The organism is Pseudomonas sp. LBUM1644 (genome assembly GCF_059716195.1).
Genome location: NZ_CP166812.1, coordinates 3867519 through 3893250, shown reverse-complemented (window position 1 = coordinate 3893250; position 25732 = coordinate 3867519). Strand labels below are relative to the sequence as shown.

Annotated in this window: 21 protein-coding genes and 1 pseudogene; 7 read left to right on the top strand and 15 right to left on the bottom strand. The window is 60.4% G+C overall.

The window, feature by feature from the left end; all coding sequences use genetic code 11:
• Positions 1–140: 140 nt before the first annotated feature.
• The 4 genes and pseudogenes from ACA052_RS17585 to ACA052_RS17570 all read right to left on the bottom strand — a co-directional run.
• A pseudogene (locus tag ACA052_RS17585) lies at positions 141–331 on the bottom strand (methyl-accepting chemotaxis protein); the annotation flags it as partial.
• Between the two features lie 52 nt (positions 332–383).
• Positions 384–944 carry a lipid-binding SYLF domain-containing protein gene (locus ACA052_RS17580; protein ID WP_497646016.1) on the bottom strand — a complete coding sequence of 187 codons (561 nt, stop codon included), beginning with the start codon at positions 942–944 and terminating at the stop codon, positions 384–386.
• 304 nt (positions 945–1248) lie between these two features.
• A complete protein-coding gene (locus tag ACA052_RS17575; protein ID WP_497646014.1) occupies positions 1249–2442 on the bottom strand; it encodes a Fic family protein in 1194 nt (397 codons plus the stop codon).
• Positions 2443–2810: 368 nt separating this feature from the next.
• The gene (locus ACA052_RS17570) at positions 2811–2942 is read right to left on the bottom strand and encodes a hypothetical protein (RefSeq protein WP_497646013.1); all 132 of its coding nucleotides are present in this window, start codon (positions 2940–2942) and stop codon (positions 2811–2813) included.
• A gap of 81 nt (positions 2943–3023) precedes the next feature.
• On the opposite strand from ACA052_RS17570, the gene ACA052_RS17565 reads away from it, so the two are divergent.
• From ACA052_RS17565 to ACA052_RS17555, 3 genes are all read left to right on the top strand, one after another.
• Positions 3024–4382 carry an MATE family efflux transporter gene (locus ACA052_RS17565; protein ID WP_497646012.1) on the top strand — a complete coding sequence of 453 codons (1359 nt, stop codon included), beginning with the start codon at positions 3024–3026 and terminating at the stop codon, positions 4380–4382.
• A gap of 97 nt (positions 4383–4479) precedes the next feature.
• Positions 4480–5163, top strand: coding sequence for a phosphoribosyltransferase (locus ACA052_RS17560; RefSeq protein ID WP_497646011.1), 684 nt, complete (start codon positions 4480–4482; stop codon positions 5161–5163).
• A gap of 123 nt (positions 5164–5286) precedes the next feature.
• Positions 5287–5856, top strand: a complete 570-nt coding sequence (locus ACA052_RS17555; protein WP_497646010.1) for a YceI family protein — start codon at positions 5287–5289, stop codon at positions 5854–5856.
• A gap of 145 nt (positions 5857–6001) precedes the next feature.
• On the opposite strand, the gene ACA052_RS17550 is transcribed toward ACA052_RS17555, so the two are convergent.
• Entirely contained in the window at positions 6002–7096 is a 1095-nt protein-coding gene (locus ACA052_RS17550; protein WP_497646009.1) for a Gfo/Idh/MocA family protein, read from the bottom strand.
• Between the two features lie 213 nt (positions 7097–7309).
• On the opposite strand from ACA052_RS17550, the gene ACA052_RS17545 reads away from it, so the two are divergent.
• Positions 7310–8530: an MFS transporter gene (locus ACA052_RS17545; protein ID WP_497646008.1), complete on the top strand. Its 1221-nt coding sequence runs from the start codon at positions 7310–7312 to the stop codon at positions 8528–8530.
• 137 nt (positions 8531–8667) lie between these two features.
• On the opposite strand, the gene ACA052_RS17540 is transcribed toward ACA052_RS17545, so the two are convergent.
• The 7 genes from ACA052_RS17540 to paoA form a co-directional block, all read right to left on the bottom strand.
• Positions 8668–9555 (bottom strand): LysR family transcriptional regulator, encoded by an 888-nt coding sequence (locus ACA052_RS17540; RefSeq protein WP_497650349.1) that lies wholly within the window; start codon positions 9553–9555, stop codon positions 8668–8670.
• 195 nt (positions 9556–9750) lie between these two features.
• Positions 9751–10857: an alkene reductase gene (locus ACA052_RS17535; RefSeq protein ID WP_497646007.1), complete on the bottom strand. Its 1107-nt coding sequence runs from the start codon at positions 10855–10857 to the stop codon at positions 9751–9753.
• A 196-nt stretch (positions 10858–11053) separates the two neighbouring features.
• The gene (locus ACA052_RS17530) at positions 11054–14464 is read right to left on the bottom strand and encodes an Ig-like domain-containing protein (protein WP_497646006.1); all 3411 of its coding nucleotides are present in this window, start codon (positions 14462–14464) and stop codon (positions 11054–11056) included.
• Between the two features lie 747 nt (positions 14465–15211).
• Positions 15212–16108 carry a LysR family transcriptional regulator gene (locus ACA052_RS17525; RefSeq protein ID WP_497646005.1) on the bottom strand — a complete coding sequence of 299 codons (897 nt, stop codon included), beginning with the start codon at positions 16106–16108 and terminating at the stop codon, positions 15212–15214.
• Positions 16109–16277: 169 nt separating this feature from the next.
• Positions 16278–18473: an aldehyde oxidoreductase molybdenum-binding subunit PaoC gene (paoC, locus tag ACA052_RS17520; RefSeq protein ID WP_497646003.1), complete on the bottom strand. Its 2196-nt coding sequence runs from the start codon at positions 18471–18473 to the stop codon at positions 16278–16280.
• Positions 18470–19426 carry an FAD binding domain-containing protein gene (locus tag ACA052_RS17515; protein ID WP_497646001.1) on the bottom strand — a complete coding sequence of 319 codons (957 nt, stop codon included), beginning with the start codon at positions 19424–19426 and terminating at the stop codon, positions 18470–18472. Before ACA052_RS17515 ends, paoC begins: the two co-directional genes overlap by 4 nt.
• The gene (gene paoA, locus ACA052_RS17510) at positions 19423–20064 is read right to left on the bottom strand and encodes an aldehyde dehydrogenase iron-sulfur subunit PaoA (RefSeq protein WP_497646000.1); all 642 of its coding nucleotides are present in this window, start codon (positions 20062–20064) and stop codon (positions 19423–19425) included. Before paoA ends, ACA052_RS17515 begins: the two co-directional genes overlap by 4 nt.
• 327 nt (positions 20065–20391) lie before the next feature.
• Between paoA and ACA052_RS17505 the strand changes: the two genes are divergently transcribed.
• The gene (locus tag ACA052_RS17505) at positions 20392–21075 is read left to right on the top strand and encodes a GNAT family N-acetyltransferase (RefSeq protein ID WP_497645998.1); all 684 of its coding nucleotides are present in this window, start codon (positions 20392–20394) and stop codon (positions 21073–21075) included.
• A gap of 137 nt (positions 21076–21212) precedes the next feature.
• Here ACA052_RS17505 and ACA052_RS17500 read toward each other — a convergent pair whose 3' ends face one another.
• Positions 21213–21653, bottom strand: a complete 441-nt coding sequence (locus tag ACA052_RS17500; protein ID WP_497645996.1) for a hotdog fold domain-containing protein — start codon at positions 21651–21653, stop codon at positions 21213–21215.
• Positions 21654–21818: 165 nt separating this feature from the next.
• On the opposite strand from ACA052_RS17500, the gene ACA052_RS17495 reads away from it, so the two are divergent.
• Positions 21819–22433, top strand: coding sequence for a TetR/AcrR family transcriptional regulator (locus tag ACA052_RS17495; protein ID WP_497645994.1), 615 nt, complete (start codon positions 21819–21821; stop codon positions 22431–22433).
• A 100-nt stretch (positions 22434–22533) separates the two neighbouring features.
• On the opposite strand, the gene ACA052_RS17490 is transcribed toward ACA052_RS17495, so the two are convergent.
• Both ACA052_RS17490 and ACA052_RS17485 read right to left on the bottom strand, forming a co-directional pair.
• Complete coding sequence (locus ACA052_RS17490; RefSeq protein ID WP_497645993.1) at positions 22534–23652, bottom strand: DmpA family aminopeptidase; 1119 nt, start codon at positions 23650–23652, stop codon at positions 22534–22536.
• A gap of 81 nt (positions 23653–23733) precedes the next feature.
• A complete protein-coding gene (locus ACA052_RS17485) occupies positions 23734–24834 on the bottom strand; it encodes a polyamine ABC transporter substrate-binding protein (RefSeq protein ID WP_497645992.1) in 1101 nt (366 codons plus the stop codon).
• Between the two features lie 111 nt (positions 24835–24945).
• Here ACA052_RS17485 and ACA052_RS17480 point away from each other — a divergent pair, with 111 nt between their 5' ends.
• Positions 24946–25719, top strand: a complete 774-nt coding sequence (locus tag ACA052_RS17480) for a helix-turn-helix transcriptional regulator (protein ID WP_497645991.1) — start codon at positions 24946–24948, stop codon at positions 25717–25719.
• Positions 25720–25732: the final 13 nt, after the last annotated feature.

Genomic DNA, 25732 nt, shown 5'->3' with positions numbered 1-25732 from the left:
AGGTAGCGGTGTCTAAAGGCGATTCAGCGTAGATATAGATCTGAGAGGCATTCAGGGGTCGTTAGAGCAATCCTTTTGCACCGTTCTGACGACCGCTTTTGACCGTTATCTGCCTGGCACTCAGTTTAACAATCGAGCCAGCTGTGAACGGCAAGGTAGAGCAGGGCGACCGTCTCCATGAAACCACATAAAAGGCGTGAACGAACACCATCGCCCATCCGCCGTGATGCGCCATGACGTACACCGGAAACTCCTGATATTGCAGAACATGAAAGACCACGTGATGAACTGCAATCGTGGCCGCCGCAACCAGTATCGGCAGCCAGTCGCGGGGGGAGGACTGTTGCGCCGTGTTGGCGCATCCGTGCGCCAAACCGCCGGCTTCAGCGCTTGATCAGAGAAATCTTCGTGCCTTCGATGCTCACCCCAGCCATTAACCCCTGCTGGTCGAAAATGAACGCGTACGCCTCGTCCTTCAGCGTGGAGCTGGACAGATTTTTCGCGACCCCTTCATCAACCACCACCACAGTGGGGCCTACGCCGATTTCCCAGCCCTTGGTTTTGCGAAGATAGTTCACGGCTTTATCGGTCATCAGGAACACCGCATAGCCATACGACTGGGCGCCTGCCTGTAGCCCCCACGACCCGGTGACGGAGTTGTAATAACCGTCCACGGTTTTGCCCCTCAACAGTTCGCCTTCGCCATAGCTACCACCAAACACTAGGCCTGCCTTGATGATTTTCGGGAAGACCAGTATCGCTTTGGCGGTGTGGGAGATTTTTTCGGCGGTTGGATTGGTCTTGTAGAGCGTTTGCAACGCTTGCCGAGAATCGGCATTCAGATCCTCGGCGGTTGCCGCACTTGCAGTGTTGAGCAAACTCGTCGACGCCAGTGAGGCTGTCGCGAGGACCATCGATAGGAAGAACCGCATTGACTGAGTCATTTTCGTACTCCGATTCGGGAGCAATGGATGTGAGCAGCAGTCAGCGCCTGCCCCTGGCAGAAGAGCCCACTGAAAATTATCCGGCGCACCCTGAAGTGTGTGAATCACTGGCTCGCCGTTGAGCGTTGAGAATTGGCGATGCCATCACCTGCTTTGACATCTGCGTGCGGGCCGGGTTCGTCGTCGGAGACGGGTATGGCCGAAAACAAAAACGGACGCCCTGTAGGAGCAAGCTCGCTCCTACAATGATTAGCCTTATTTGGCACCCGTTTTCATTTACTCCGCCGCGTGCGGCCTTCAATCACTACTGAAACCGTCGATGCAAATCAGGAAATATATCTTGGGCAAACCAGGCGGGCAGCCCGGGTGTGACGATTCGGGATTTAGGCGTACGGCTTTCCACCAAGCCGGCTCTGATCAGCCGTGACAACTCATCGATTGCCGGACGTGGTGTGAGGCCGGTGAAGGTCTTTATTTCGTTGCGCGGCAAACTACCTTGGGTGATGAGCGCAATAATTGCTGGTGCACTTTCGGGGCGAATGCCTTGTTGTAGAAGTTTTTCGTTGTATCGAAACGCGCGTATCACGCGCTCGCGAAGTTGGGACGGATCTACCGCTGCGGTCATGTAATCGACCTGTTCGTGACAAACCCGCAGCATGAACTCGATGAATTCAAAATAGCGACGTTGAGACAGCTGGCCTCGTCCGTCCAGATCACCTTCTCGAGAACGGTCGGCCATGGCCAGTGCGGCATAGTAATTCTGGTGTTGCCTTGCAAGGCCACGAGACAGTGACCAGAGCGTTGGCTTCAGCCCCAGGCTCACTAACTGCAGGTGAGTGACCAACCGAGCAACCCGACCATTCCCGTCCGCGAAGGGGTGAATCCAGGCGAGGCGATGATGGTAGGCAAGCGCAGAAATCAGCTGACGTCGTGGGTCTGCCTGCCGACCGAAGCCTGCCTGAAGGTGTCGCAGCATTCCGTCTACAGCGCAAGCGTCTGGCGCATCATGATTGCCAACGACAACGTTCTGACCTGTGACCGACCGCAGGACGCCGGGTTGCATGATCGAGCCGTCTGACAACGTGCGTTCTCTTTCATTGGCACCTTGAAAAAGCCGTTTGTGTGCGGTACTCACAAGCTCCGGCGCAAACATGTCACCCCAGGCAAACGGCGCACGCTGACGCAACGCCCGTTCGAGCAACGCTTGTACCGCCATCTGTTCAACCGCAAGGTTCTTCAACTGTTTGCGGACTTTGGCCGGGGCCGCTTGCGCTTTTTGCATTTCAGCGGGTTCGGTGTATTGCCCTTCGATCAGGTTCGAGTAATACGTATTGGTGATTTGTAGGAGGCGCCCGAGGCATGCCGTGGTTTCAGGCGGCAGGCGTCCAGCTAGAAATTGAGTTTTTCTGGGCAGCGCATCAGCAAGCGCGATAATTGATGGGGGCAGTGCATCAGGGAGGATCGGGTCGAGCCAGGATTTTGATCTGATCAGAGACATGACAGGTTTTTCGCATAGAAAGCCTTCACATTTTATTTCACATACTGATAGGTGTGACAACCTTTAATTTATGAGCTGTAGCATGGGGATTGGCATTAAAAGCAGGATTTGGCTTCACATTTTATTTCACAAATTTATATGAGCGACCTGAGCTCGCTCACCAATGGATCAATCAGCCGCATTTGTGCATCGTCAATGCAAAAAAGGGCGCCTATCAGGTTAATGCCAGTCAATTAAGGGTCTAAGCAGCGCAATCTCTGTAGGAGCGAGCTTGCTCGCGAGGAACTTTAACGATGACGCGTGTTTTCTGGATGAACACGCTGTTCTGGAGTCCAACGCAAGCAAGCTCGCTCCGGCGCCCGTTTCATTTACTTCGCCGCCTGCGCCCGCAAACGTCGGCTAATCACATCCATCAAGTCGCAACCGATCTCGGCGCGGAAGGCGATGTTTTCCAGCACCTGCGTGACCGTGCGAATGCGGTAGTCAGCCGTGGCTTCCAAAGCATTCCTTTCACTTTATTTATCATCGCTGACGCTATCCTCTAGAATCCCATTCCCGCAGCCGAGCTGGACTTCCACCCAATGCAAACCCCGACCACACAACACCCACTCTGGAAAACCTACCTGCTTTTCCTCGCCCCCATGGTCCTCTCCAATTTCCTTCAGTCCATGTCGGGCACTGTCAACAGCATCTACATCGGCCAAATGCTCGGCACCCAAGCCTTGGCTGCCGTCTCCGGCATGTTCCCCATTGTGTTCTTCTTCATCGCGCTGGTCATCGGCCTCGGCGCGGGGGCGGGTGTGCTCATTGGCCAGGCCTGGGGCGCGCGTGAACTGCATCTGGTGAAAGCCATCGCCGCCACCACTTTGTTGCTGGGCGCCATCATCGGTTTGGTGGCCGCGGTGTTGGGCAGCGTGTTTGCAAGATCAGCCTTGCAAGGCCTGGGCACGCCCGCCGATGTACTGGACGACGCCGTGTCCTACGCCCACGTGATGATGTGGATCATGCCGTCGCTGCTGGTCTACGTGCTGTTCACCCAACTGCTGCGCGGGGTGAGCGACACAGTGTCGCCGCTGGTGGCGTTGGTGGTGTCGACGTGTATCGGGCTGGCGCTGACGCCGGCGTTGATTCGCGGCTGGTTGGGGTTGCCGCCGATGGGGATTCAGAGTGCGGCGTATGCCGGGTTGGCGGGCAACCTGGCGGCGATGGGGTGGCTGGCGTGGCGGTTGATTCGGCGGGGGCATCCGTTGGCGCCGGATCGGGAGATGTTTGCGGCGATGCGGCTGGATCGGGTGATTCTCGGCAAGGTGTTGCGCATCGGCCTGCCGACCGGATTGCAAATGGTGGTGTTGTCGGTGTCGGAGTTGGTGATCCTGGCGCTGGTGAACCAGCACGGTTCGCAGGCGACGGCGGCATATGGGGCGGTGACACAGATCGTCAATTACGTGCAGTTTCCGGCGCTGTCGATTGCGATCACGGCGTCGATCCTGGGTGCCCAGGCGATTGGGGCAGGGCGCCTGGAGCGCATGGGGCCAATTTTGCGCACGGGGCTGTTGATCAATGTGTGCCTGACCGGCGGACTGGTGGTGTTGGGTTACTTGCTATCGCACTGGTTGTTGGGGTTGTTCCTCACGGATCAATCGACGCAGGCGATGGCGGAGCACTTGCTGCACATCATGCTCTGGAGCCTGTTGGTGTTTGGCTTCCAGGCGATTGTCGGCGGCATCATGCGCGCCAGCGGCACGGTGCTGGTGCCGATGGCGGTGTCGATTTTTTGCGTGGTGCTGGTGCAGTTGCCGGTGGCGTATGTGCTCGACGGGCAGTTCGGGTTGCAGGGCGTGTGGATGGCGTTTCCGGTGGCGTACCTGGGGATGCTGGTGTTGCAGACGCTGTATTACAAACTGGTGTGGCAGCATCAGAAAATCGAGCGGTTGGTGTAGGCGGGCGGACTTGCTGTCGGCCCCCTTCAGACTGACAATCGTGGGGTGGCTGTGTGATGCGAACCGACAGGCGTGATCGCCTGGGGAGGTTTTCAATATGAACCCTTCATCGCCAACCCTCTTGCAGGACCGGGCCGCCGCCGGGCGACGCCTGGTGGAACCCTTGCTCGACTATGCGCATCGCCCCGAGGTCATTGTCCTCGCCTTGCCGCGGGGCGGGGTGCCGGTTGCGTATGAAGTGGCGACTGCGCTGGGCGTTCGTCTCGACCTGATGCTGGTCCGCAAGCTGGGGGTGCCGTCTCATCAAGAGTTCGCGATGGGCGCGATTGCCAGCGGCGGCATCCAGATCCTTAATGAGCACGCGCTGCGGACGCATCCGATTGATAAGCCCGCATTCGACGCCGTGGTCGCGCGGGAAACGCGGGAGCTGTTGCGACGCGAGCAGGCTTATCGGGGAACGCGCGCGCCGTTGCAGCTCAAGGATCAGGTGGTGATCCTGATCGACGACGGCCTGGCGACAGGCGCCTCGATGAGGGCGGCGATCCACGCGGTGCGAGTGCACGCGCCGGCGCACATCGTCGTCGCTGTGCCGGTGTCGCCGATTGAGACGGCAGAGGCGCTGCGCAGCGAAGTGGATGAGTTGATCTGCCCGCTCACACCTGACTGGTTCATGTCGATCGGTCATTGGTACATGGATTTTTCCCAAACTCCGGATGCCGAAGTCATCGGATTGTTGCAGCGCGCCTGGCAGAAAGAGGCGCAGCCCGGGGCCCCACTGTAGGAGCTGCCGCAGGCTGCGATCTTTTGATCTTTTTATCTGTTGCGGCGACAGGTGGAATATTGGACGTTTCTTTGCTTAAGTGCTCCTGTCGATGGTCTGCTTCAGACACGACCGGAGCCTTGCATGAATTTTCGATTTTTACCGTTCGCCGTCCTGACTGTTGCGCTCACCATTGGCGCAATGCCCTGCGCCCATGCAGTCCAATACAAAGACGTGAACGCCACCGCCAGCAAACTCAGCTTCACCTATACGCAGATGGGCTCAAGCGTGTACGGCACGTTCCGCGAGTTCCAGGGCACGCTCGATTTTGATACCGACAACCTCGCGACGGCCCATGCGGCGCTCACCATCCAGCTCGACAGTATCGATGCCGGTAGCAGCGACGCCGACACCACACTGAAAACGGCGCCCTGGTTCGACACGGCGAAGTACCCGGTGGCGACGTTTGATTCGACCGGCGTGAAAGCGCAGGGCGGTAACCATTACGTGATCAGCGGAAAACTCACGCTCAGGGGGATTACCCGGGCGGTCGACGTGCCGGTTGAGCTGCGGTCGGAGAAGGCCATCGGCATCTTTGACGGCCAGTTGGTGCTCAAGCGCAGCGACTTCAAAGTCGGCGACGGTGAGTTAGCTGATACGGTGGTCTCCGACGACATCAACATCCGTTTCCGGATGGTTGCGCCGCAGCGGTAGTCAGGTCGTACACAACCCTTGTGTGCGCCCAGAACAACTGTGGGAGCGGGCTTGCTCGCGAAGGCGGTGTATCAGTCGACATCAATGTTGTCTGACACACTGCCTTCGCGAGCAAGCCCGCTCCCACAGGGAATGTGACCTCACCTCAACCGAGCGGCGACTGAACCCCGTTTCTGGCCGCATCCAGCAACCGGTGCAAACGCAGCGCATCGTCAAAAGTCGCCGCGGCATGGGTGCCTTCGGCCACGTCCTGCGCATACACGTGATACAACTCCGCCAGCTCCAGCACGGCCGATGGCAGTGAAGAGGCCGGCAAACGCAGATAGTGATCAGGCAGCGGCAAGACTTCCAACGGCAGGTTGTCACCGTGGGCACCCTCGATCACGTAGTCGTCGCCGACATCACCGAAGGCTGAGCGGTTGGTGATTTTAAGGTCGCCCTGATCGCCAGTGATGTCGATCTGTACCCCGGAGCCGTTGCGTTTTCCGCCTTCGATGTGAATCGAAATGACCACGCCGTCCTCGAGCATGCCGCTGAGCACCAGTTGATCCGGCGCGCTGCTGTCCAGCACTTCGCCGGTTTCCTTGATGGTCACTTGCGGGAACTGATTGACCAGCAATCCCGAGACGCTCAGCGGCCAGCCTGTGGCTGTGAAGAGCATGTCGAGGAAATGCCCGGCGTAGATCGCGATCACGCTGGAGAAGTTCTCTTCGGGCGCGGTCCAGCGCAAGGCGTTGGGGCGCAAGGCCTGGAAGTAATTCATGCTGACGTGCAGGCGTACCGAGCGTAATTTGCCGACGTAGCCTTGCTGCAACAGGTCTTGCAGGTAGCGATTATGCGGTGCGTGGCGGCGTTGCAGGCCAACGATGTGGCGCACGCCAGCGTCGTTCGCCAATTGCAGCAGTTGCTCGGAAGCGGCCGTCGTGGTGGTCAGCGGCCATTCGCAGTAGACGTCTTTGCCGGCAGCGATGGCGGCGCGCACGGTCTGTTCATGTTGCGGCGCAGTGTTGAGCACCACCACCAGGTCGACGTCGGAGTTGTGAACCAGGGCGTCGACCGAGTCGGCAATCTGCGCGATGTCGTATTCGCCGGCCGCGGCTTCGGCACGTTCGCGGTGTTCGCTGTACACCGCTTGCAGTCGGTATTGCGGCAGCAGGGCGAGCACCCGCAGGTGGCCGTGGCGTGCCCAGTTGCCGACGCCGATAATACCGACGCGAATGGGGGAGTGTGGAGTGGTCATGGGAGTGTCCTCGTGAGGTTGGTGGCTGACGAGGCAAGTCTAGGGAGCGCGGGCCATGGGAAAAACGGGCCACAGCGCTGAACTCTATGGACCCGGACGGCGCTAATCCGCGCATTGCGGAGTGATTGATCCAGAGTGATCGGAGCGCCAGCCCGTTTTTCTGCGTCGGGGCGCTACCTACCATGGCTCCACTCATTACTGTGGAGCTTTCCCATGAACGATATGCACGCATTATCGGCCAGCGCTGCGCTCGCGCAGACGCCGCCGTCCTCCTGGCGCGACTGGCTGTCGGTGTACTCCGTGGCCCTTGGCGCTTTCGCGTTTGTCACCACTGAATATTTGCCGGTGGGAGTCCTGCCGCAGATTGCCAATCATCTGGGCATTACCGATGGAGTGGCGGGATTGATGGTCACTGTGCCGGGGATGGTCGCGGCGATGTCGGCGCCGGCGATCATGCTCGGCGCGGGGCGCATGAACCGGCGTCAATTATTGCTGCTGTTGACGCTGTTGCTGGTGGCGTCCAACGTCGTGTCGGCCCTAGCGCCGTCGCTGGCGGTCATGCTGCTGGGGCGTGGGTTGTTGGGCGTGGCGCTGGGTGGTTTCTGGGCGGTGGCGATTGCGGCGGCAGGGCGCCTGGTCAGTCAATCAAAAGCGGCGAAAGCCACGGCGCTGATCTTCGCCGGCATCACGCTGGCGACAGTGCTCGGGGTGCCGTTCGGCACGTTTGTCAGTACGCTGTTTTCCTGGCGGATGTCATTTGCCGTGACGGCCGGGCTGGCGTTGCTGGCGCTGATTGCGCAAGGGCTGACGTTGCCGTCGCTGCCGTCCCGTGAAGGTTTGCAGGTGCGCGCATTGTTGGCGTTCCTGTCGCGCAAGAACGCCCGGCGCAGCATGCTGTTGCTGGGAACGGTGGTGGCGGCGCACTTCACGGCCTACACCTACATCGCACCGTTCCTGGGGCATGACGCCGGCTTCTCACCGAGTGCAATTACCGCGATTCTGCTGGGCTTCGGCTTGGTCGGCATGCTGGCGAATTTCGCCATGGCCGGGAGCATCACCACCCATTTGCGCGCTTCGTTGGGCGTCGTGGTGCTGCTGATGGTGATCGCGCAATTGGCCTTGCCTGCGTTGCAAGGGGCGGGCGTAACGGTGGCCGTGTTGGTGTGGGGCGTTGCCTACGGCGCGATTCCTCTCGGCGTCAGCAACTGGATGCAACTCACCTCGCCGCAATTGCCAGAGGCCAGTTCCGCGATGTTGGTGACGACGTTTCAGGTGGCGATCGCTTCAGGCTCGCTGTTCGGCGGCTTGATGGTCGATCACGCCGGCGTGCCTTCGGCGCTGTGGCTGGGCGCCGGGATCGGTTTGCTCGGCTTGGCGGTGATGCTCAGTTTCGGTATCAGCAAGAACCCGATCGCCGCAACGCTATCCAATTAAACGATGCTGACCCACTGTAGGAGCTGCCGAAGGCTGCGATCTGTTGATCTGGTTTTTGATCTCGGCGATCTCGAGGAGATCAAGGTCAAAAGATCGCAGCCTGCGGCAGCTCCTACAGTGAACCGCAGCTGTCACGGTCAGGTTTTGAGGATGTTGTCTTTGATGTAATCGATCAACACCCGCAGCCTGGGTGCGGTCTGCTTCGACGCAGGCCAGAGCATCCACAGGTTGCCGGCGTGGTCGGTGTAATCCTCCAGCACCACCTTCAGCCTGCCATCGGCCAGCGGCTGGCGGATTGAAAAATCCGGCAGGCAGGCAATCCCCACCCCATCTATCGCCAGGTACGTCAGCGGATCCATCGTGGTGCAGGCCAAGGCCTTCGATAGATTCGGCTCGATGTGCGTCTCGCCGATGCGCAGCGGCCAGCGCTCGATCATCCCCGTGGCCGGAAACTTGTGCAGCAGGCACACGTGGCGACTCAGATCGTCCGGGTGTGTCGGCTCGCCGTGCTGTTTCAGGTACTCGGGCGATGCGACCAATTGCAATTGATAGCCCCCCAACTTGCGCGCCATCAGCCGCGAGTCCTGGGGCGCGCCCGTGCGGATCACCGCATCGAAGCCTTCCTCGATCACGTCCACCATGCGGTCGGACATGTCCACGTCCAGCTCGATGTCCGGGTAGGCGCGCATGAACCCGGCCAGCACCGGCATGATCAGCACGTTCTGGATCGGCACGCTGATGCGCACCTTGCCTCGAGGGCTGGCGGACAGCTCCAGCAGCTCCAGTTGCGCCGCTTCCACTTCACTGAGGATGCGTTTGCAGCGGTCCAGGAACAGTTCGCCTTCGGTGGTGAGGGTGACGCTGCGGGTGCTGCGGTGGAACAGCCGCACGCCGAGGCGTTCCTCCATGCGCGCCACGCTCTTGCCCACCGCCGACGAGGAGATTTCCAGCAGGCGGCCGGCTTCGGTGAAGCTGCGGGTCTCGGCCACCTGAATGAAGGCCGTGATACCGCTGAGGCTGTCCATCATTTGGGGTGTGCTCGGTGCAGGAGGGGTTAACGCAGAGTAGAGGCGGGTGGGGGATTTGCAAAGGGGGGAAACGGAGGTGCCGCCTTCGCGAGCAAGCCCGCTCCCACACTTAACCGAGTTCGTTCATGGGAACGCGGTCAAAATGTGGGAGCGGGCTTGCTCGCGAAAGCGGTTTTACATTCAGCGAGAAGTTCAGGCAGTGGCTTGGTAAAACGGGTAGTCGGTAAACCCAACCTCAGTACCACCATAAAACGTATCACGGTCATAAGCATTCAACGGCAGGTTGTGCCGAATGCGCTCCGGCAAGTCCGGGTTGGCAATAAAGTCTCGACCAAACGCCACCAGGTCAGCATCGCCCGCTTGCAGGATCTGCTCGGCAGACGCCGCACTAAACCCGCCGGCCGCGATGATCACACCGTCGTAGTGCTTGCGAATCAACTGGGCCGCGACCGGGTTCTGGTCTTTGCTCTCATCAATGGAGTTGCCCAGGACACGCGGCTCGATCAGGTGCAGATACGCCAGTTTCATCGGTGCCAGTTGCTCGGCGACATAGACAAACAAGGCTTCAGGATTGCTGTCTTTCATGTCGCCGAAATTACCGCTGGGGCCCAGGCGCACCGCCACCCGTTCACTGCCCCACACCGAAATCACGGCACGGGTGATGTCCAGCAGAAAGCGCGAGCGCTTGGCGATGCTGCCGCCATAGGCGTCGGTGCGACGGTTACTGCCGTCCTGCAGGAACTGGTCGATCAGGTAACCATTGGCGCCATGGATTTCCACGCCATCGAAACCGGCCTCCAGCCCCCGTTCTGCGGCGCTGCGGAAATCTTCGACCAAGGCTTCGACTTCCGCTTCGCTGAGTGCGCGGTGCGGAGTGCTCGGCACCCAGCCACTGGCGGTGTAGGCAACACCGTCATATTCGACGGCCGAAGGCGCAACCGGTTGGGCGCCGCCAGGCTGCATGTCGCTGTGGGACTGGCGACCGGCATGGAACAGTTGCAGGAAAATCCGCCCGCCCTTGGCGTGCACTGCTTCGGTAATGGCTTTCCAACCGGGAATTTGCGCGTCGTTATACAGGCCGGGCGAGCCCAGATAGCCATTACCCGTGGTCGACACCACGGTGGCTTCGGAAATGATCAAGCCGCCGTCGGTGGCGCGCTGCGAATAGTACTCGGCCATCAACGCGCCTGGCAGGTCGCCGGGCTCGGAACGCATCCGGGTCAGTGGCGCCATGACGACGCGGTGGGAGAGGGCGTGTGGGCCGATCTTGATCGTGGAAAGCAAGGTTGGGTGATTCATGGTGACCTCCAGTAAGTGTCTGGAGGCGACTGTAGGCCGTTCGGTCCGAGAGAAAAACGGGCCAGCGATCCGCTCTCTCTGGACCGATTACTCCGTAATCGATCGACGCCCGATCCACATGGATCGGGCGTCTATCAGGGTAATGCTGCGCTCCCACAGGGGCTTCGTTGACAGGTATTACCCAATCAGTGCCTCCTTAATGCGCAGCTAGCGGTGCCGTAACCGCCTGCCCGAATGCCGACCGAACAGTAATGGTCGGGCTTGGTGTCGGGCCACTGCCGGTGGTCGTGACGGACACCCGCCAGCGCGCACCCGTGCCGGTCGGGGTGAGGGTAGCCGTGCCGAGGTTCAGCGGCCCGGCGGTGGTCGACGCCGTCACCGTGATGCTGTTGCCCGTGCCCCGTGACGTCGTACCGGCCAAGTCCCAGGTGTAGCGGTTGTTGCTACGGGCGGTGACCGAAGCGCTGGTGACCACCAGGTCTTCGTTGACCGTCGCCGGTGCCGAGACCGCCACGGATACCGTCGTGCGATCCGACACCGCATTCTTGGCGTCGCTGGCCTGATAGGTGAAAGTCGCGGTAAAGGGGGCAGCGATTGTGGCGGGTGGTGTGTAGATCACCCGCACACCATCGGTACTGACCGTACCCAACCCAGAGTCCGGCTGCTCCAGGCCGACGACTTTGAGCGGCACATTGCCGTCCGGATCGGTATCGTTGGCCAGAACATTGATGGTCACCGGTTGACCGTTGGCGCTGATGGCGCTGTCCGGGTTGGCCAGCGGTTTCATGTTCTGGCCTTGGTTGTCGTCATCGTGACCACCGGTGCGGAAGGTGGGCAGCGCAGCCGAGTTGACGTAGGTGACACCGTCCCAGCCGGGCAGGGGCGTGGGCATCAACTGGAACTGGCCAGGGTGTTCGACATCCCAGCGCAGCAACATTGAAGAGTCTTCGTGCTGGGTGTTGTGGCAGTGCTCCATGTAGGTGCCGGCGAACTCACGGAAGTGGATGGCCATTTCGACGTCCACCGAACTGTCGATGCCCTCGCCGATGCGGTAGACGTCCTTGCGCGCACCTTTTTCCCATTCCGGCGGTGCCTTGCCGTCGCGGCTGAGGATGACCCCTTCTTCGAAATGCACATGCACCGGGTGGTTCCAGCCGTTGCCGCCGTTCTTGATCTTCCAGACCTCGAGGGTGCCGTCGCCGGAAAAACCTGCATCGGTCGGGCCGTTGGCCAATTGCGGGGCGGCGCTGATCCGCCGTGGGTCCATGTCGTAGCCAAAGCCGCCGTCAGTCTTGACCGTCCAGGGCGCTTCGTCGGTGCCGTCGGAGCGACCGAAAATGAACTCGCGATGGCGCGCTACCTTGAGTTTGGCCTGGTCGTTCGGGTTGTCGCGATCGATGGTCAGCGGGATCATTATTTTCCCGGCCGGTTTGCCGGGCTTGGCCGGTTCATAGGCGACCGGGTCCATGCTCTGATCCTGGCCGGTGTAAGGCTGCACCAGCAGTTGCAGGAACTTGCCAACGGTCGGGTCGCCCTTGTCCCATTGCGGTCCCTTGCTGGTTTGCTTGATGACGGCTTTGTACTTCTCGGACAGCACGTCGGCCAGGGACAGTTCGTTTTTCTCGGGACCCTTGCCGGTCTTGTGTTCCAGCACGTTGACGAAGTACAGCTTGTCGCCCGGCTTGATGCCGTTTTTCGCAAAGTTGACGATGATGTCAAAGCGTTCGGCGATGCCTTGGGTGGGCAGAATGGCATTGTGGTCCTGCCGGTCACCGTCGTCATCCAGGTCCATGCTGCCGTCGAAGGGCACGGCGTGCTCCATGATATTGCCGTCGTTGCCGATCATGTGGAACGGCACCCGGTTGTAGGAAACCGCCGATCCGGCCGGCCCCGGAAACTCGCCGCCATTGCCGCTGATTTCGCGAACCAGGGCCAGCTTGAAGTAGCGAGATACCGAGCCATTGAGAATGCGGAAACGATAGCTGCGCGCCCGGACTTTAAGGCGTGGCTGGTACTGCCAGTTGACCAGGATCTGATCCCCAAGGAAGCCGTCGGTGTTGAACGGGTTGAACCACAGTTGGCCACTCTCGTCCCAAGCCTTGTCGGCGACTACCAGGTTCACATCATAGTCACGGTTGCCCCAAGGCAACGCTGAACCGCTGGGGAAACGCAAGTTGACACCATCCTCGAAGGCTTCGTTGCCGCGATCGAGGGCGCTGTAGTAATTCATCATCACCGCGTTGCCCTTGTAGACGTTCTGCGCGGTGAAATCGAGCATGTGGTCGTGGAACCAGTGGGTGCTCATGGTCTCGCGCCAGTCGCCACGGATTCTGATGCTGCCGTTTTCGCAGGTCTTGAGACCGGGCTTGGCATCGTTGACGTACAGCGTTTCGCCCGGTGCGCAAGGGAACGCCGCACGCGGATCCTGCGCCGTGGTGTTGATCGTGTCGTAGCCGGCCAGTTGCAGCGGCCAGCGATAATCGTAGTACTGCCCCGGAAAGAAAAACGCGTTGGCATAGCCATCGCTTTCGGCTGGGGAGTGACCGTTGTGTTCGTGGGTACTGATGGTGTGCAAGCCAAAACCGGCGTTGGCGGCGGGGTCTATCGGCAGGGCGTTGTAGTGGCGCATCAGGAGCGGCTGGCCGTAGCGGACCATGAGCAATTTAGGCGGCACGGAGCCGTCGAAGGTCCACAGCGAGTTGTGATTCTGCACTGGCATTTTCGAGTGAAAACGTGCGTCGATACCGCGAGTGGTGCCGGCGGTTTCCGGGATGTCCGAGGTTTGGTAATAGAGGCCGCCGGGCGCGAATTCACCATTGGCGTAGTTGTGCAGTTGTTTTCGGTCACGCAGGCCCTGATTGGTCCGTACGCCCATTTGCACGGTCTTGTATTGGACCTGAGGATAAAACTCGTTCCAGCGCTGATGCGACCAGCCTTTTCCAGGCGGCCGGCCCTCGGCGGGCGAGCCTACCGGGTGGCGATTGAGGAAGGCTTCGATCTGCGCCTTCCACGGATTGCGGTCCAGCACATTGGAGAACTGCGACGGGTACGGAAACAACCCGGGCTGGCGCATGAACGCTTCGATCGCGGCACTCGACGGGCCGCTGCGGGCGACGTTGTTCGGGTCCTGCTGCGGCGCCGGGCCGGTGGTGGGCACCGGGAACGTCAGGAGCTGTGGCGGAGTAGTGGGGTCGAGTTTTTCCGGACCGAACTCTTCGAACAACAGCAGTTGCTGGGTAAAAGGTTCGGCCCCGAACAAGGGGCTCGGCTTGCCATTGGTGGGGAAGTTGAAGGACGTTTGCGCGGCGGGTGGCAGCACGTTGTCTGCTCGCGGTGTGTCTCGGTCGCCGAACGCGCCGTTGGGCAGGGCGATTGCGCCCTGATTGGCCTCCGGCAATGTTTTCAAGGCTTCCAGCGCGGCCGCCGCGGCTATCGGATCGGCGGGCGGATTGTAGTAGGCCGAGGGATCCGTCGGTGGCGGTTGCCCGACATCGTCGAGTGGTGCTGCGCTGACCGTGGACAGGCCGAACGTCATCAGCATCAGGGAGGCAATACCCGAACTTCGGAAAAAGTCGGGCGACTTGTTCGCAGGAGTTGAGTTTTTCATGGAGGTTCTCTCGGGGCATGCCGGCGTGGCGGCACTTGCCTGAGACCTGATGCAAAAGCTGAGCCGAGGTGATAGGTGGCTGAAAATACGTTTTAAAACATGCGGTTGTATGTGATCCAGATCGCTAACGGTTTTCGGATTGGGGGATAGTCCTCAGCTGTGGGTGGGTTATCAAAAACTGAAGGGGCTTTTGCCGTTTGGCGTACATATCCGTTTTTCGGTAACGGCGGCTATTGGTTTCGCCCATACGGCGAGTCACTTGGAGAAGCGCCAAGTAACCAAGCGCTTTTGCCCCTTTCGTTCGGAGCCTCGCTAATGCTCGGCATGCCCTCGAGGGTGCGGTGCGTCCAGATCAAAAGCTGAAGGCGAGCTAACGCTCGGCCTGATGAGTGTTGAAAAGCAAAAGCTGTTCGCCAATCCGGTTTGTTTTTCTGTAGGAGCAAGCTCGCTCCTACAGTTGGATTTTTGTCGGGCATTCAGCTTGCCACTCACCGCTCTCATCCTAATCCCTGCCCAAGACACAAGCGGGCTTGCTCGCGAAGGGGCCGGCAGATCCCGCACATCTGTCACCTGACACGACGAATGTAGCAGCTGGCGAAGCCTGCGTCCGGCTGCGCAGCAGTAGTTTTTTTTCATCATTTGCGAATCTTCAGACAGACCTTGCATTCAGGTTTTACGACTGCTTCGCAGCCGGACGCAGGCTTCGCCCGCTGCTACAACGAGTGTGTTGTGATTCGATCGCGGAGGTCAGGGAGATCGATATCGCAACGCATCAAGCAACAACGCAAACGCAGGCGAGGCCTGGTGACGGCTGGGGTAATACAGGTGGAAACCGGCAAACGGTGCGCACCAGTCCTCCAGAACCGGCACCAGGCGCCCGGCCGCAATGTGCGGGGCGACGAGGTCTTGCGGGATGTAGCTCAAGCCGAAACCGTCGAGCGCTGCGTGGAGCAACTGGTACACACCGTTGAACGTGACCTGTCCCGACACGCGAACATTCAGACGCTCCTGATCCTTCTCGAACTCCCAGGTGTACAAGCCACCCTTGGTCGGCAGGCGCAGGTTATTGCACGGGTGCCCGGTCAGATCCCGCGGCGTGACCGGTTTCGCGCGATCGGCAAAATACGCCGGGGAACCCACCACCAGCATGCGCATGTCCGGCCCGATGCGCGTCGCGATCATGCCTTGCGCCACGTCCTCGCCCAGGCGCACGCCGGCATCGAAACCCTGGGCGGCGATGTCGACGAAGCTGTGTTCGCAGCACACCTCCACCGAGATGTCGGGGTACTGCGCCAGAAACGGTTTCAACACCGGCCACAGGATGAACGCCAGCGCATGGTCCGTCGCGTTGATGCGGATGTTGCCCGCCGGTCTGTCGCGAAAATCACTCAGTGCGGCCAGTTCGATCTCGATTTCCTCAAAGTGCGGGCCGACCGTTTCCAGCAGGCGCTGACCGGCCTCGGTGGGCGACACGCTGCGTGTCGTTCGCGTCAACAGGCGAAGCCCCAGACGTGCTTCAAGGCCTCGAATCGTATGGCTCAACGCCGACTGGGAAACACCAAGCTTACCGGCAGCCTTGGTAAAACTGCGCTCGCGCGCGACCGCCAGGAAGGCGAGCAGGTCATTGGCATTTTCCCGAAGCATTCATGAGGCTCCCTCATAGGTCTTGATTGATTCTAGCGGCTAATCATCGGAGTGCGAATCGGCCGCCATACCCTGTAGGAGCTGCCGCAGGCTGCGATCTTTTGATTTTGTTTTTAAAAGCAAGATCAAAAGATCGCAGACTGCGGCAGCTCCTACAGGGGCAGTTGAGTCAGAGCATGGGCGGTAACTTGTCCAGAATCTTGTCCAGCGTGATCGGGTACTCCCGCACGCGTGCACCTGTCGCGTTGTAGATGGCGTTGGCAATCGCCGCGCTGACGCCGCACAGTCCCAATTCGCCAACACCCTTGGCTTTCATCGGCGATGACATCGGATCCGTCTCGTCCAGGAAAATCACTTCCTGATGCGGAATATCCGCGTGCACCGGCACTTCATACCCGGCCAGGTCGTGATTGACGAAAAAGCCCCGGCGCTTGTCCACCACCAACTCCTCCATCAACGCCGCACCGACGCCCATGGTCATCGCGCCGATCACCTGGCTACGGGCGGACGTCGGGTTGAGGATGCGCCCGGCCGCGCAGACGGCGAGCATCCGTCGAACGCGAGTCTCCCCGGTGGCACTGTCGACCGCCACTTCGACAAAGTGCGCGCCGAAGGTGGATTGCTGGTACTTCTTGCTCAGCTCGGCGAATTCGATGGAGTCCTCGGCGACTATTTCTCCGCTTTGAGCGGCACTGCCCAAAGGCACGATTTTGCCGCCGACACGCACTTCACTGTCGATGAATACCGCTTCGTCCGCGTTCACGCCCAAGCGTTGCGCGACCGCCTCGCGAAGTTTGACGCAAGCCGCATAAACCCCGGCTGTCGAACAGTTGGCACCGAACTGCCCACCGGACCCGGATGACACCGGAAAGCTTGAGTCGCCCAGTCGCACCACTACTTTTTCCAACGGCACGCCAAGCATTTCCGCCGCGGTCTGGCCGATGATCGTGTAGCTCCCGGTGCCGATGTCGGTCATGTCGGTTTCCACGGTCACGATCCCCTGATCATTCAGCCGCACCCGCGCCCCGGACTTCACCTGGAGGTTATTGCGAAACGCGACCCCGACGCCCATGCCGATCAACCAGCGGCCGTCGCGCTGGGTGCCCGGTTGTGCATGGCGCTTGATCCAGCCAAAACGGTTGGCCCCGATGCGCAGGCATTCGGTGAGTTGCCGGGTGGAAAAAGGCCGGTTGGGTTCGGTCGGGTCGACTTGCGTGTCATTGAGGATGCGGAACTCGATGGGGTCGAGTTTCAGCTTCTCCGCCATTTCGTCCATGGCGATTTCCAGCGCCATCAGGCCGGGGGTTTCACCCGGTGCGCGCATGGCGTTGCCTTCCGGCAGGTCAAGGATCGACAGCCTCATCGTCACCAAGCGGTTTGGACCGGCATACAGCAGTTTGCTCGGTTGTGCGGCGAGTTCGACTTTGCCGCCGGGCAAGTCGCCCGACCAGCCTTCATGGCCGATGGCGGTGATCTTGCCGTCGCTTGTGGCACCGATGCGAATGCGTTGAATGGTCGCCGGTCGGTGTGTGGCGTTGTTGAATAGCATCGGCCGCGCCAACGCGACTTTCACCGGCCTGCCGGCCAGGCGCGCGCCGAGTGCCGCGAGCACCGCATCGGCGCGGATGAACAGCTTGCCGCCAAAACCACCGCCAATGTAAGGCGAGATCAACCGTACGTTTTGCTTGGGCACGCCGAGAGTAGTGGCCAGGTCGGTGACCGACCAGTCGATCATTTGATTGGAGGTCCACAACGTCAGCTGATCGCCTTGCCAGGAGGCCATCGAGGCGAACGGCTCCATCATCGCGTGGGCCTGGTCGGGGGTGGTGTAGGTCTCGTCCAGTTGCACCGGTGCGGCGGCAAATGCACCGGTAAAATCGCCATGGGATACGTCTGGCATTTCCTCGGTTGGCGCCGCCGATTCACGAGTACTGGCGAGATCGAAGGCGCCCTCGGCGCCGACATAATTCACAATGACCAATTGCGCGGCGGCCGTGGCCTGTTCGAACGTTTCGGCCACCACCAGGGCCACGGCCTGGTGGTAGTGCTGAATGTCGGGGCCGGTGAGCAGTTTCGCGGTGTTGTATTTGCCTTGGCCGAGCTTGCCGGCATTCTCCGCGGTCACGATGGTGATCACGCCGGGTGCTGCCTTTGCGCCTTCCAGATCCATCGAGGCGATGCGCCCTTTGGCGATGGCCGAGCCGACCACCACGCCATAGGCCTGATTCGGCACAGCGTCGTGGTGTTCGTAGGCGTAGGGCGCAGTGCCGGTGGTCTTCAACGGGCCTTCGGTACGGGTGGTGGGCTTGCCGACCACTTTCAGTTGGTCGATGGGATTGGTCGTGGCGGGGGTGTCGAATTTCATGCCTGCGCCCTCGCGTGTGCCATCACCGACGCGAGCGTGCGCTCGACCAGGGTCAGCTTGAAGGCGTTTTCAGGGGTGGGCGTGGCGCCGGCGAGCAGCTGTCCGGTCAGTGCTTTTGCGCCTTGCGCCATGGTCGATTCAGCTGCTTCCACTCGCCATGGCTTGGGCGCGACACCGCCCAGCGCAACTCGGCCAGAACCGTCCTGCTGAATCACCGCGCCCACCGATATCAGGGCGAAGGCGTAAGACGCTCGGTCACGGACCTTCTGGTAAATGTGTGTGCCGCCCAGCGGTGCCGGCAGCGTGACAGCGGTGATCAACTCGTGCGCGGCCAGGGTGGTTTCAATGTTCGGCGTGTTGCCGGGCAGTCGATGCAAGTCCGCCACCGCAATCACGCGTGTACTGCCGTCGGGTCGTACGGTTTCGACCTGCGCATCGAGGGCGCGCATCGCCACCGCCATGTCACTGGGGTGCGTGGCAATGCAGGCATCGCTGACACCGATGATGGCCAGCGACCGACTGAAGCCACCGATGGCTGAGCAGCCGCTGCCGGGCCGGCGTTTATTGCAAGGCTGATGAGTGTCATAGAAATACGGGCACCGGGTGCGTTGCAGCAGGTTGCCTGCCGTTGTGGCCATGTTGCGCAACTGGCCGGAAGCGCCAGCGAGGAGGGCGCGGGACAGTAAGCCGTAATCCTTTCTGATTCGTGCGTCGGCGGCGAGGTCGGTGTTTCTGACCAGGGCGCCGATTCTCAAGCCGCCTTCCGGCGTGGTTTCTATGCGGTCGAGGGCGAGGCCGTTGACGTCGATCAGCTGCGTCGGCGTTTCGATTTCCAGCTTCATCAAGTCCAGCAGATTGGTGCCGCCGGCGATGAACCGTGAATCATTGCCCTGAGCCGCCAGCGCGGCCGCTTCGGCCGGGGACTTGGCGCGTACATAGGTAAAGGGCCTCATGCACTGGCCTCCGCGACTTCGGTGATCGCCTGGATGATGTTGGAGTACGCACCGCAGCGGCAGATGTTGCCGCTCATGCGTTCCTGAAGTTCACTGGCGATCAATTGTGGCTGATCGGTAAGGCTGGGGCTGGCGTGGCTGGGAATGCCGTCGCGAATCTCACCAAGCACCGCGACCGCTGAACAAATCTGCCCCGGCGTGCAATACCCGCATTGATAACCATCGTGCTTGATGAACGCCGCTTGCATCGGGTGCAGTTTCTCCGGTGTGCCAAGCCCTTCGATGGTGGTGATCTTCGAGCCCTCGTGCATCACCGCGAGGGTCAGGCAGGCATTGATGCGCCGGCCATCGGCAATCACCGTGCACGCGCCGCACTGACCGTGGTCGCAGCCTTTTTTCGTCCCCGTGAGCTGCAGGTTCTCGCGCAGCGCGTCGAGCAGGGTGGTGCGGGTGTCGACCTCCAGCGCCTGCGCTTCTCCGTTTACCGTCATCGATACTTTGGATTTTATCGGGCGCGCGGCATTGGCCGCCGAGGCCCGAGCGCAGATGAAAGGCGGCAGCGCCAATGCCGTCGCGGTGACCGCGCCGACAATTAGAAAGGTGCGTCTGGTTAGGGATTTCAGGTCACGGTCGGCCATTGGTCGATTCCTTTGGATGATGGCATCGCCAGTTCTTCATCAAAGAGTGACTCTTGCATTCGCTAAAGGTTTTTGCGGATTTCGGCTATAGAGTTATGCGTGCTGCTCATGAGTCGGTGTTCGGACGGAATTTAGTGGTGATGCTTCCGGCCTCTTCGCGAGCAGGCTCGCTCCCACACTGAATCTTCGCCGCATGGAGATCCAGTGTGGGAGCGGGCTTGCTCGCGAAGAGGCCGGAACATCCAACATCACCGTCGACTGACACACCCCCTTCGTTCACGCCAGCACGTTATGATTGCCACGTCCGCACTCAAAATCAGAGCCACAATGCCCCAGATCACCCATTTCAAATCCCCGTGCCCCGAGCACCTCTCGAGCCAGATCCTGCAGATGGTCGTCGACAACCTGACCGACATCAGCATGGTCGCCATCGCGCCGAGCAACCTGCTGTACAACGTGTACCAGTACGCGATCGGCTATGAGGTTCATCTCTATCTGGAGGCGTTGAGCGGGGCGAAAGGGATTGCGGTGGAGTTGCTCGTCGCCACCGACGATGACGACCCGGAGCAGGTCGTCGGCTTTTTGCTGTACTTGCCGGTCAAGGGCGATTCCGATGCGTGTGGCGTGGCGTATATGGCGGTGCAGGCCAGCCATCGGCGTCAGGGTATTGCGCGGCGGATGTTGCGGGAAATGGTCGGTCGCTACCCACATGCCGAGCTGACCTGTGCAGTGGCCAAAGTCCCTTATTTTGAGTCGATGGGTTTTCAGGTCGTGGGCGTGCGCAGTACTCAAGTGCTGATGAACACCCACGATCACGGCTCCGATGGCTTGATGGGCCTGCTGGATGTGGCGCCGATCTACAGCTCGCTGGAGGTGCGACAGATTCACACGTACCTGCTGCAAAAACACGGCAAGCGGGCGATGCTCAATGCGGAAAAGCAGCGTGACCGGCACCTGGACCAGATGACACGCAAGGCCAATGAATTCGTTCGCGAGCGCTTGGGCGAGTAGCACCCATCCGTGCATCTAACCCGATCAAACTGTGGGAGCGGGCTTGCTCGCGAAGGCGCAGTGTCAGTCGCTATAAATTGTGACTGACACTGCGCCTTCGCGAGCAAGCCCGCTCCCACATTGAGCACTGTCAGCGTTTATGAGAGTTTGACGTTCATGGTAATCCGCGCCGTGAACACCTTTTTCCCCTCGGCATCGTGAATATCCACCGGCACGATCTTGTCGCCTTCAGTGGTCCAGTCCACGCCGTTCCCCTCGGCTACCGCCGTCACGGCGGTTTTTGCCTTCGCCAGGTACTCGACCGTCATCCCTTTTGGAATCCAGCGTGCGCCTTCGGGGATGGAGACGTCGGTCATCATCCCGGCTGCCAGTTCCGCTGCATTGCACATCGCAATCGCATGCACGGTGCCAAGGTGGTTGGTGATTTCCTTGGCAAACGGTACCTGCACCGTCGCGTTGCCTTTTCGCAACTCCGTGACCTGCGGGTTGATGGTGCTGAAGTAGGGCGCCACCTGGCAGGCCATTTTGCTGAATGCTTGCGGGCCTGCGCTGTTGAACATGCTGAGGAACTGACTCATGTTTGAAGCCTCACTGATGAGTAAATAAACCGAATGATGTTCTAATACAGAATAATGTTCTGTGACGGAACACTATTCTGTCAGCGGCAAATCTGTCAACCTAGCGCTCACTGGCCCAAGGCAATCGCCGGCCTTTACCGTTCATTTTTTGGGTGTGTGTTCAGCATGGAAACGTCCGATTTACTCGAGCGCTGCTACCCCGGACGACGAGCAGAACTCAAGCGCGATATTTTTCGATACGCCCTCCGGCTGTTCAACGAGCAAGGGATCGAGGCCACCACCATCGAAATGATCCGCGCCGAATGCGACACCAGCGTCGGTGCGATTTATCACCACTTCGGCAACAAGGAAGGTTTGGTGGCCGCGCTTTTTTTCACCGCCCTGGACGATCAGGCCCGGTTGCGTGACAGCTACCTGAGTGCCGCCGAAACCACGCAACAAGGCATACACGCGCTGGTGCACAGCTACGTGGACTGGGTCGATAGCCAACCCGAATGGGCGCGTTTTCAGTATCACGCACGATTTGCCGTCACCAAAGGGCCGTTCAAGGAAGAGCTGGTGACACGCAACAAGGTGCGCAACAAGCAACTGCTGGAGTGGTTGGGCGCTTCGGCGCGGGGCGATGAGTTGAAGGCTTTTCCCTACGAGTTGCTGCTGTCGCTGATTATCGGCCAGGCCGACAGCTACTGCCGTGCCTGGTTGTCGGGCCGGGTGAAGGGCAGCCCGAAGACGTACAGGGACGTGCTGGCAGACGCGGCGTGGCGATCGATCAGCGTGTAACCCACACCTGGAGCGAGCTCGCTCGCGATGGTCGTTAACGATAACGCGTTCTTCCTGAGTGAACGCGTTGCTTTCCAGTCCTTCGCGAGCGAGCTCTCTCCTACAGGTCCCCCGGCCACCCGGCCCGGTGCAAGGCGTTGAGCAGCGTTTCAGCGTCCAGCCCCGGTACCGCGTGCCCATTGCCCTCGGCGGTATCGCAGGCCAGCAAGGCATTGATGATGGCTTCCTCCACGGCTTCGGTGGCCGCCAGGAACAGCTCGCTGATGTGGTCGTTGTTGACCATGCTCAGGTTGTCGGTGGTTGGCGTGCGTTTATTCTCGTAAGCGGCGGGTGGCACGTGCTGATTACCCGTGGCGAACGCGATGAAAATGTCACCGCTGTGGTCTTCATTGCCGCCGCCGGTGCGGGCGAGCCCGAGGCTGGCTCGTTGGGCCAGGCGTGTGCATTGGTGCGGCAGCAGCGGCGCATCGGTGGCCAGGCAAACGACGATCGAGCCCATGCCCGGGTGCGGCAGCGAAGCCTTGAGGAACGGTGAGTCGGCCTGTTCCATGTAACGCCCAACCGGGTAGCCATCGACGCGCAATTCGTGTCGGATGCCGTGGTTGGCCTGAACGATGGCGCCAACGGTCCAGCCGCCCTGGGCACTGCTCAGCCGCCGCGAAGCGGTGCCGATGCCACCCTTGAATTCGTGACAGATCATGCCACTGCCGCCGCCCACCGCACCTTCAGTGACCGGGCCGCTGACTGCCGACCGCGCGGCTTCAGCCACGTGTTCGGGCTTCACGTGAAAGCCATTGATGTCGTTGAGCAAGCCGTCGAAGGTTTCCAGCACCACCGGCATGTTCCAGTAGAGTCGGCCGTCATCCGGCTGCTGTTCACGGTCCAGCACAATCAGTGCGTCGCGCACCACGCCCAGGCTGTGGGTGTTGGTGAAAGCGATGGGGCTGGTCAACAGGCCGGCCTCGCGAATCCACTCCAGGCCGGTGGCGTCACCGTTGCCGTTGAGCACATGGACGCCGGCAAAACACGGTTGCTGGCTGGTGGACCCTGCACGCGGTTCGATCAGGGTGACGCCGGTCAGGATATCGCGGCCATTGGCGGTGCGTCCTCGCACGTTGCTGTGGCCGACCCGTACGCCAGGCACATCGGTAATGGCATTCAGGGGCCCAGGTTGCAGTTGGCCAAACCGGATATTCAAATCACGGGCACGTGGTTTCATCGTCTCTCTCATCTTCAATTCAAAAAATAGAGGCTGACCCTGTAGGAGCTGCCGCAGGCTGCGATCTTTTGATCTTGATTTTCAGCCGTTCTTAACCTTGCTCCAGATCCTCGTGCGGACACGTTCGATCTCGTGAGGCTGCGGTTGTAGGGTGAACAGCTTGGCGATCACTTCGGCGGTGGGGTAGATATTCGGATAGCTGCGCACCTCGGCCGACAGCAGTGCGGTGGCGTCTATGTTGGCGTTGGCCGTCAGCGCCAGATCGGTGGCCGGTGCGATGACCTCGGGACGCAGCAGATAGTTGATGAAGATCAACCCCTGCTCGGGATTGCTGCCGTCTTTGACCATGACCAGGTTATCGGACCACAGAGGCGCCCCTTCGACCGGGATGCTGTACTCGATCTTCACCCCCTTCGCGGCTTCGTTGGCGGCTTGCTTGGCACCGAATACGGTGCCGGACCAGGTCAGGGCCACGCAGATATCGCCGTTGGCCAGGTCGGTCTGGATCTTCGACGAATTGAAGTAGGTGATGTACGGGCGCAGCTTGAGCAACAGGGCTTCAGCTTTTTTGTAGTCATCGGGGTTGCTGCTGTTGGGCGGCAGGCCAAGGTAGTGCAGGGCAATCGGCATGATCTCGGCGGGTGCGTCCAGAATCCCCACGCCACATTGGCTGAGCTTGGCCAGATTCTCTTCCTTGAACAGCAGGTCCCAGGAGTTCACCGGTGCCTGATCACCAAGGACTTCGCGGACCTTGTCGACGTTGTAGCCAATCCCGTCGGTGCCCCACAGGTAAGGAATGGCGTACTGATTGTCCGGGTCGTTCGCGCGAAGTTTTTCCAGCAACACCGGGTCGATGTGCTTCAGATTGGGCAGTTGGCTGCGGTCAAGTTTCTGCAAGGCGCCGGCCTTGATCAGTGCCGGCAGAATGAAGTTACTGGCAACCACCACGTCGTAACCGCTGTGGCCCGTCATCAGCTTGGCTTCCAATACTTCACCGCTGTCGAAGGTGTCGTATACGGGCTTGATGCCGGTCTCGCGCTGGAAATCCTTGAGGGTTGTCGCGCCGATATAGTCGTACCAGTTGTAGACGTGCACGGTGGGTTCATTCGCAGCGGCGACCGCGATCCAGGTCGACAGACAGGCGCCCAGTCCCAGGTTGAAATACGAGCGGTGACGACTCATGATGCGGCACTCCTGGCCTGCTGCAGGCCGGTGATAATCAGGAGTATGCAGCGTACCGACCGAGGTGGCTGTCACCCATTCCCATCATGGGTTACTCGAAAGGGGTAGTGCGTGGACGCGTTGTTGAAAGAGTTACCGGTGCACCAGGGATTGGCGCGGGTGTTTGGTGCCGTGGGGCAGGCCGGTTTCTGGCGTGCGCTGGTGGACACCCTGCGTTTGTTGGTGCCGCTGGATAACGCGTTGGTCGCGGTGATGCAGACGGGGCGAGTGCCTCGGCTGTTGAATGATTTCGACGCCCGGGACGGTGCCGACGAACATGAAGAACTGGCGGACTACCGCGCCGGCATGTACCTGCTGGATCCCTTTTATCAGGCCGCCTGTGCCGGCATCGTCGACGGTTTGCACAGCCTCGAATCGGTGGCCCCTGATCAGTTCCAGCAAAGCGAGTACTACCTGAGCTACTTCCGCTCTGCCGTGGGCGGTGACGAGTTGCAGTTCATGGTCAACGTCGACGGCGCGGTACTCGGATTGTCACTGGGACGTTCGACGCGGTTCTCCCTCGAAGAACAGGGTCGCCTGCTGTGCGTGCGTGATTGGGTGCTGGCAGCCATGCGCCGTCATCTGCAACTCATGCCCCCGCAAGGGCCTGCCACCGAGGCGGTGGCGGGGGATCTCGCGACCCTGCTGGATCGCTTTGATGCGCGCCTGACAACCCGGGAAATCGAAACGGCGCGGCTGATTCTCCAGGGTTTCTCAAGCAAGGCGATCGCTCAGCAGATGGGCATTTCCCCGGAGACGGTGAAGGTGCATCGGCGCAATCTCTATCACAAGCTCAATGTGAACGGGCATGGGGAGTTGTTTGCGTTGGTGTTGAACCCTCGTTGAGATCAAAAGATCG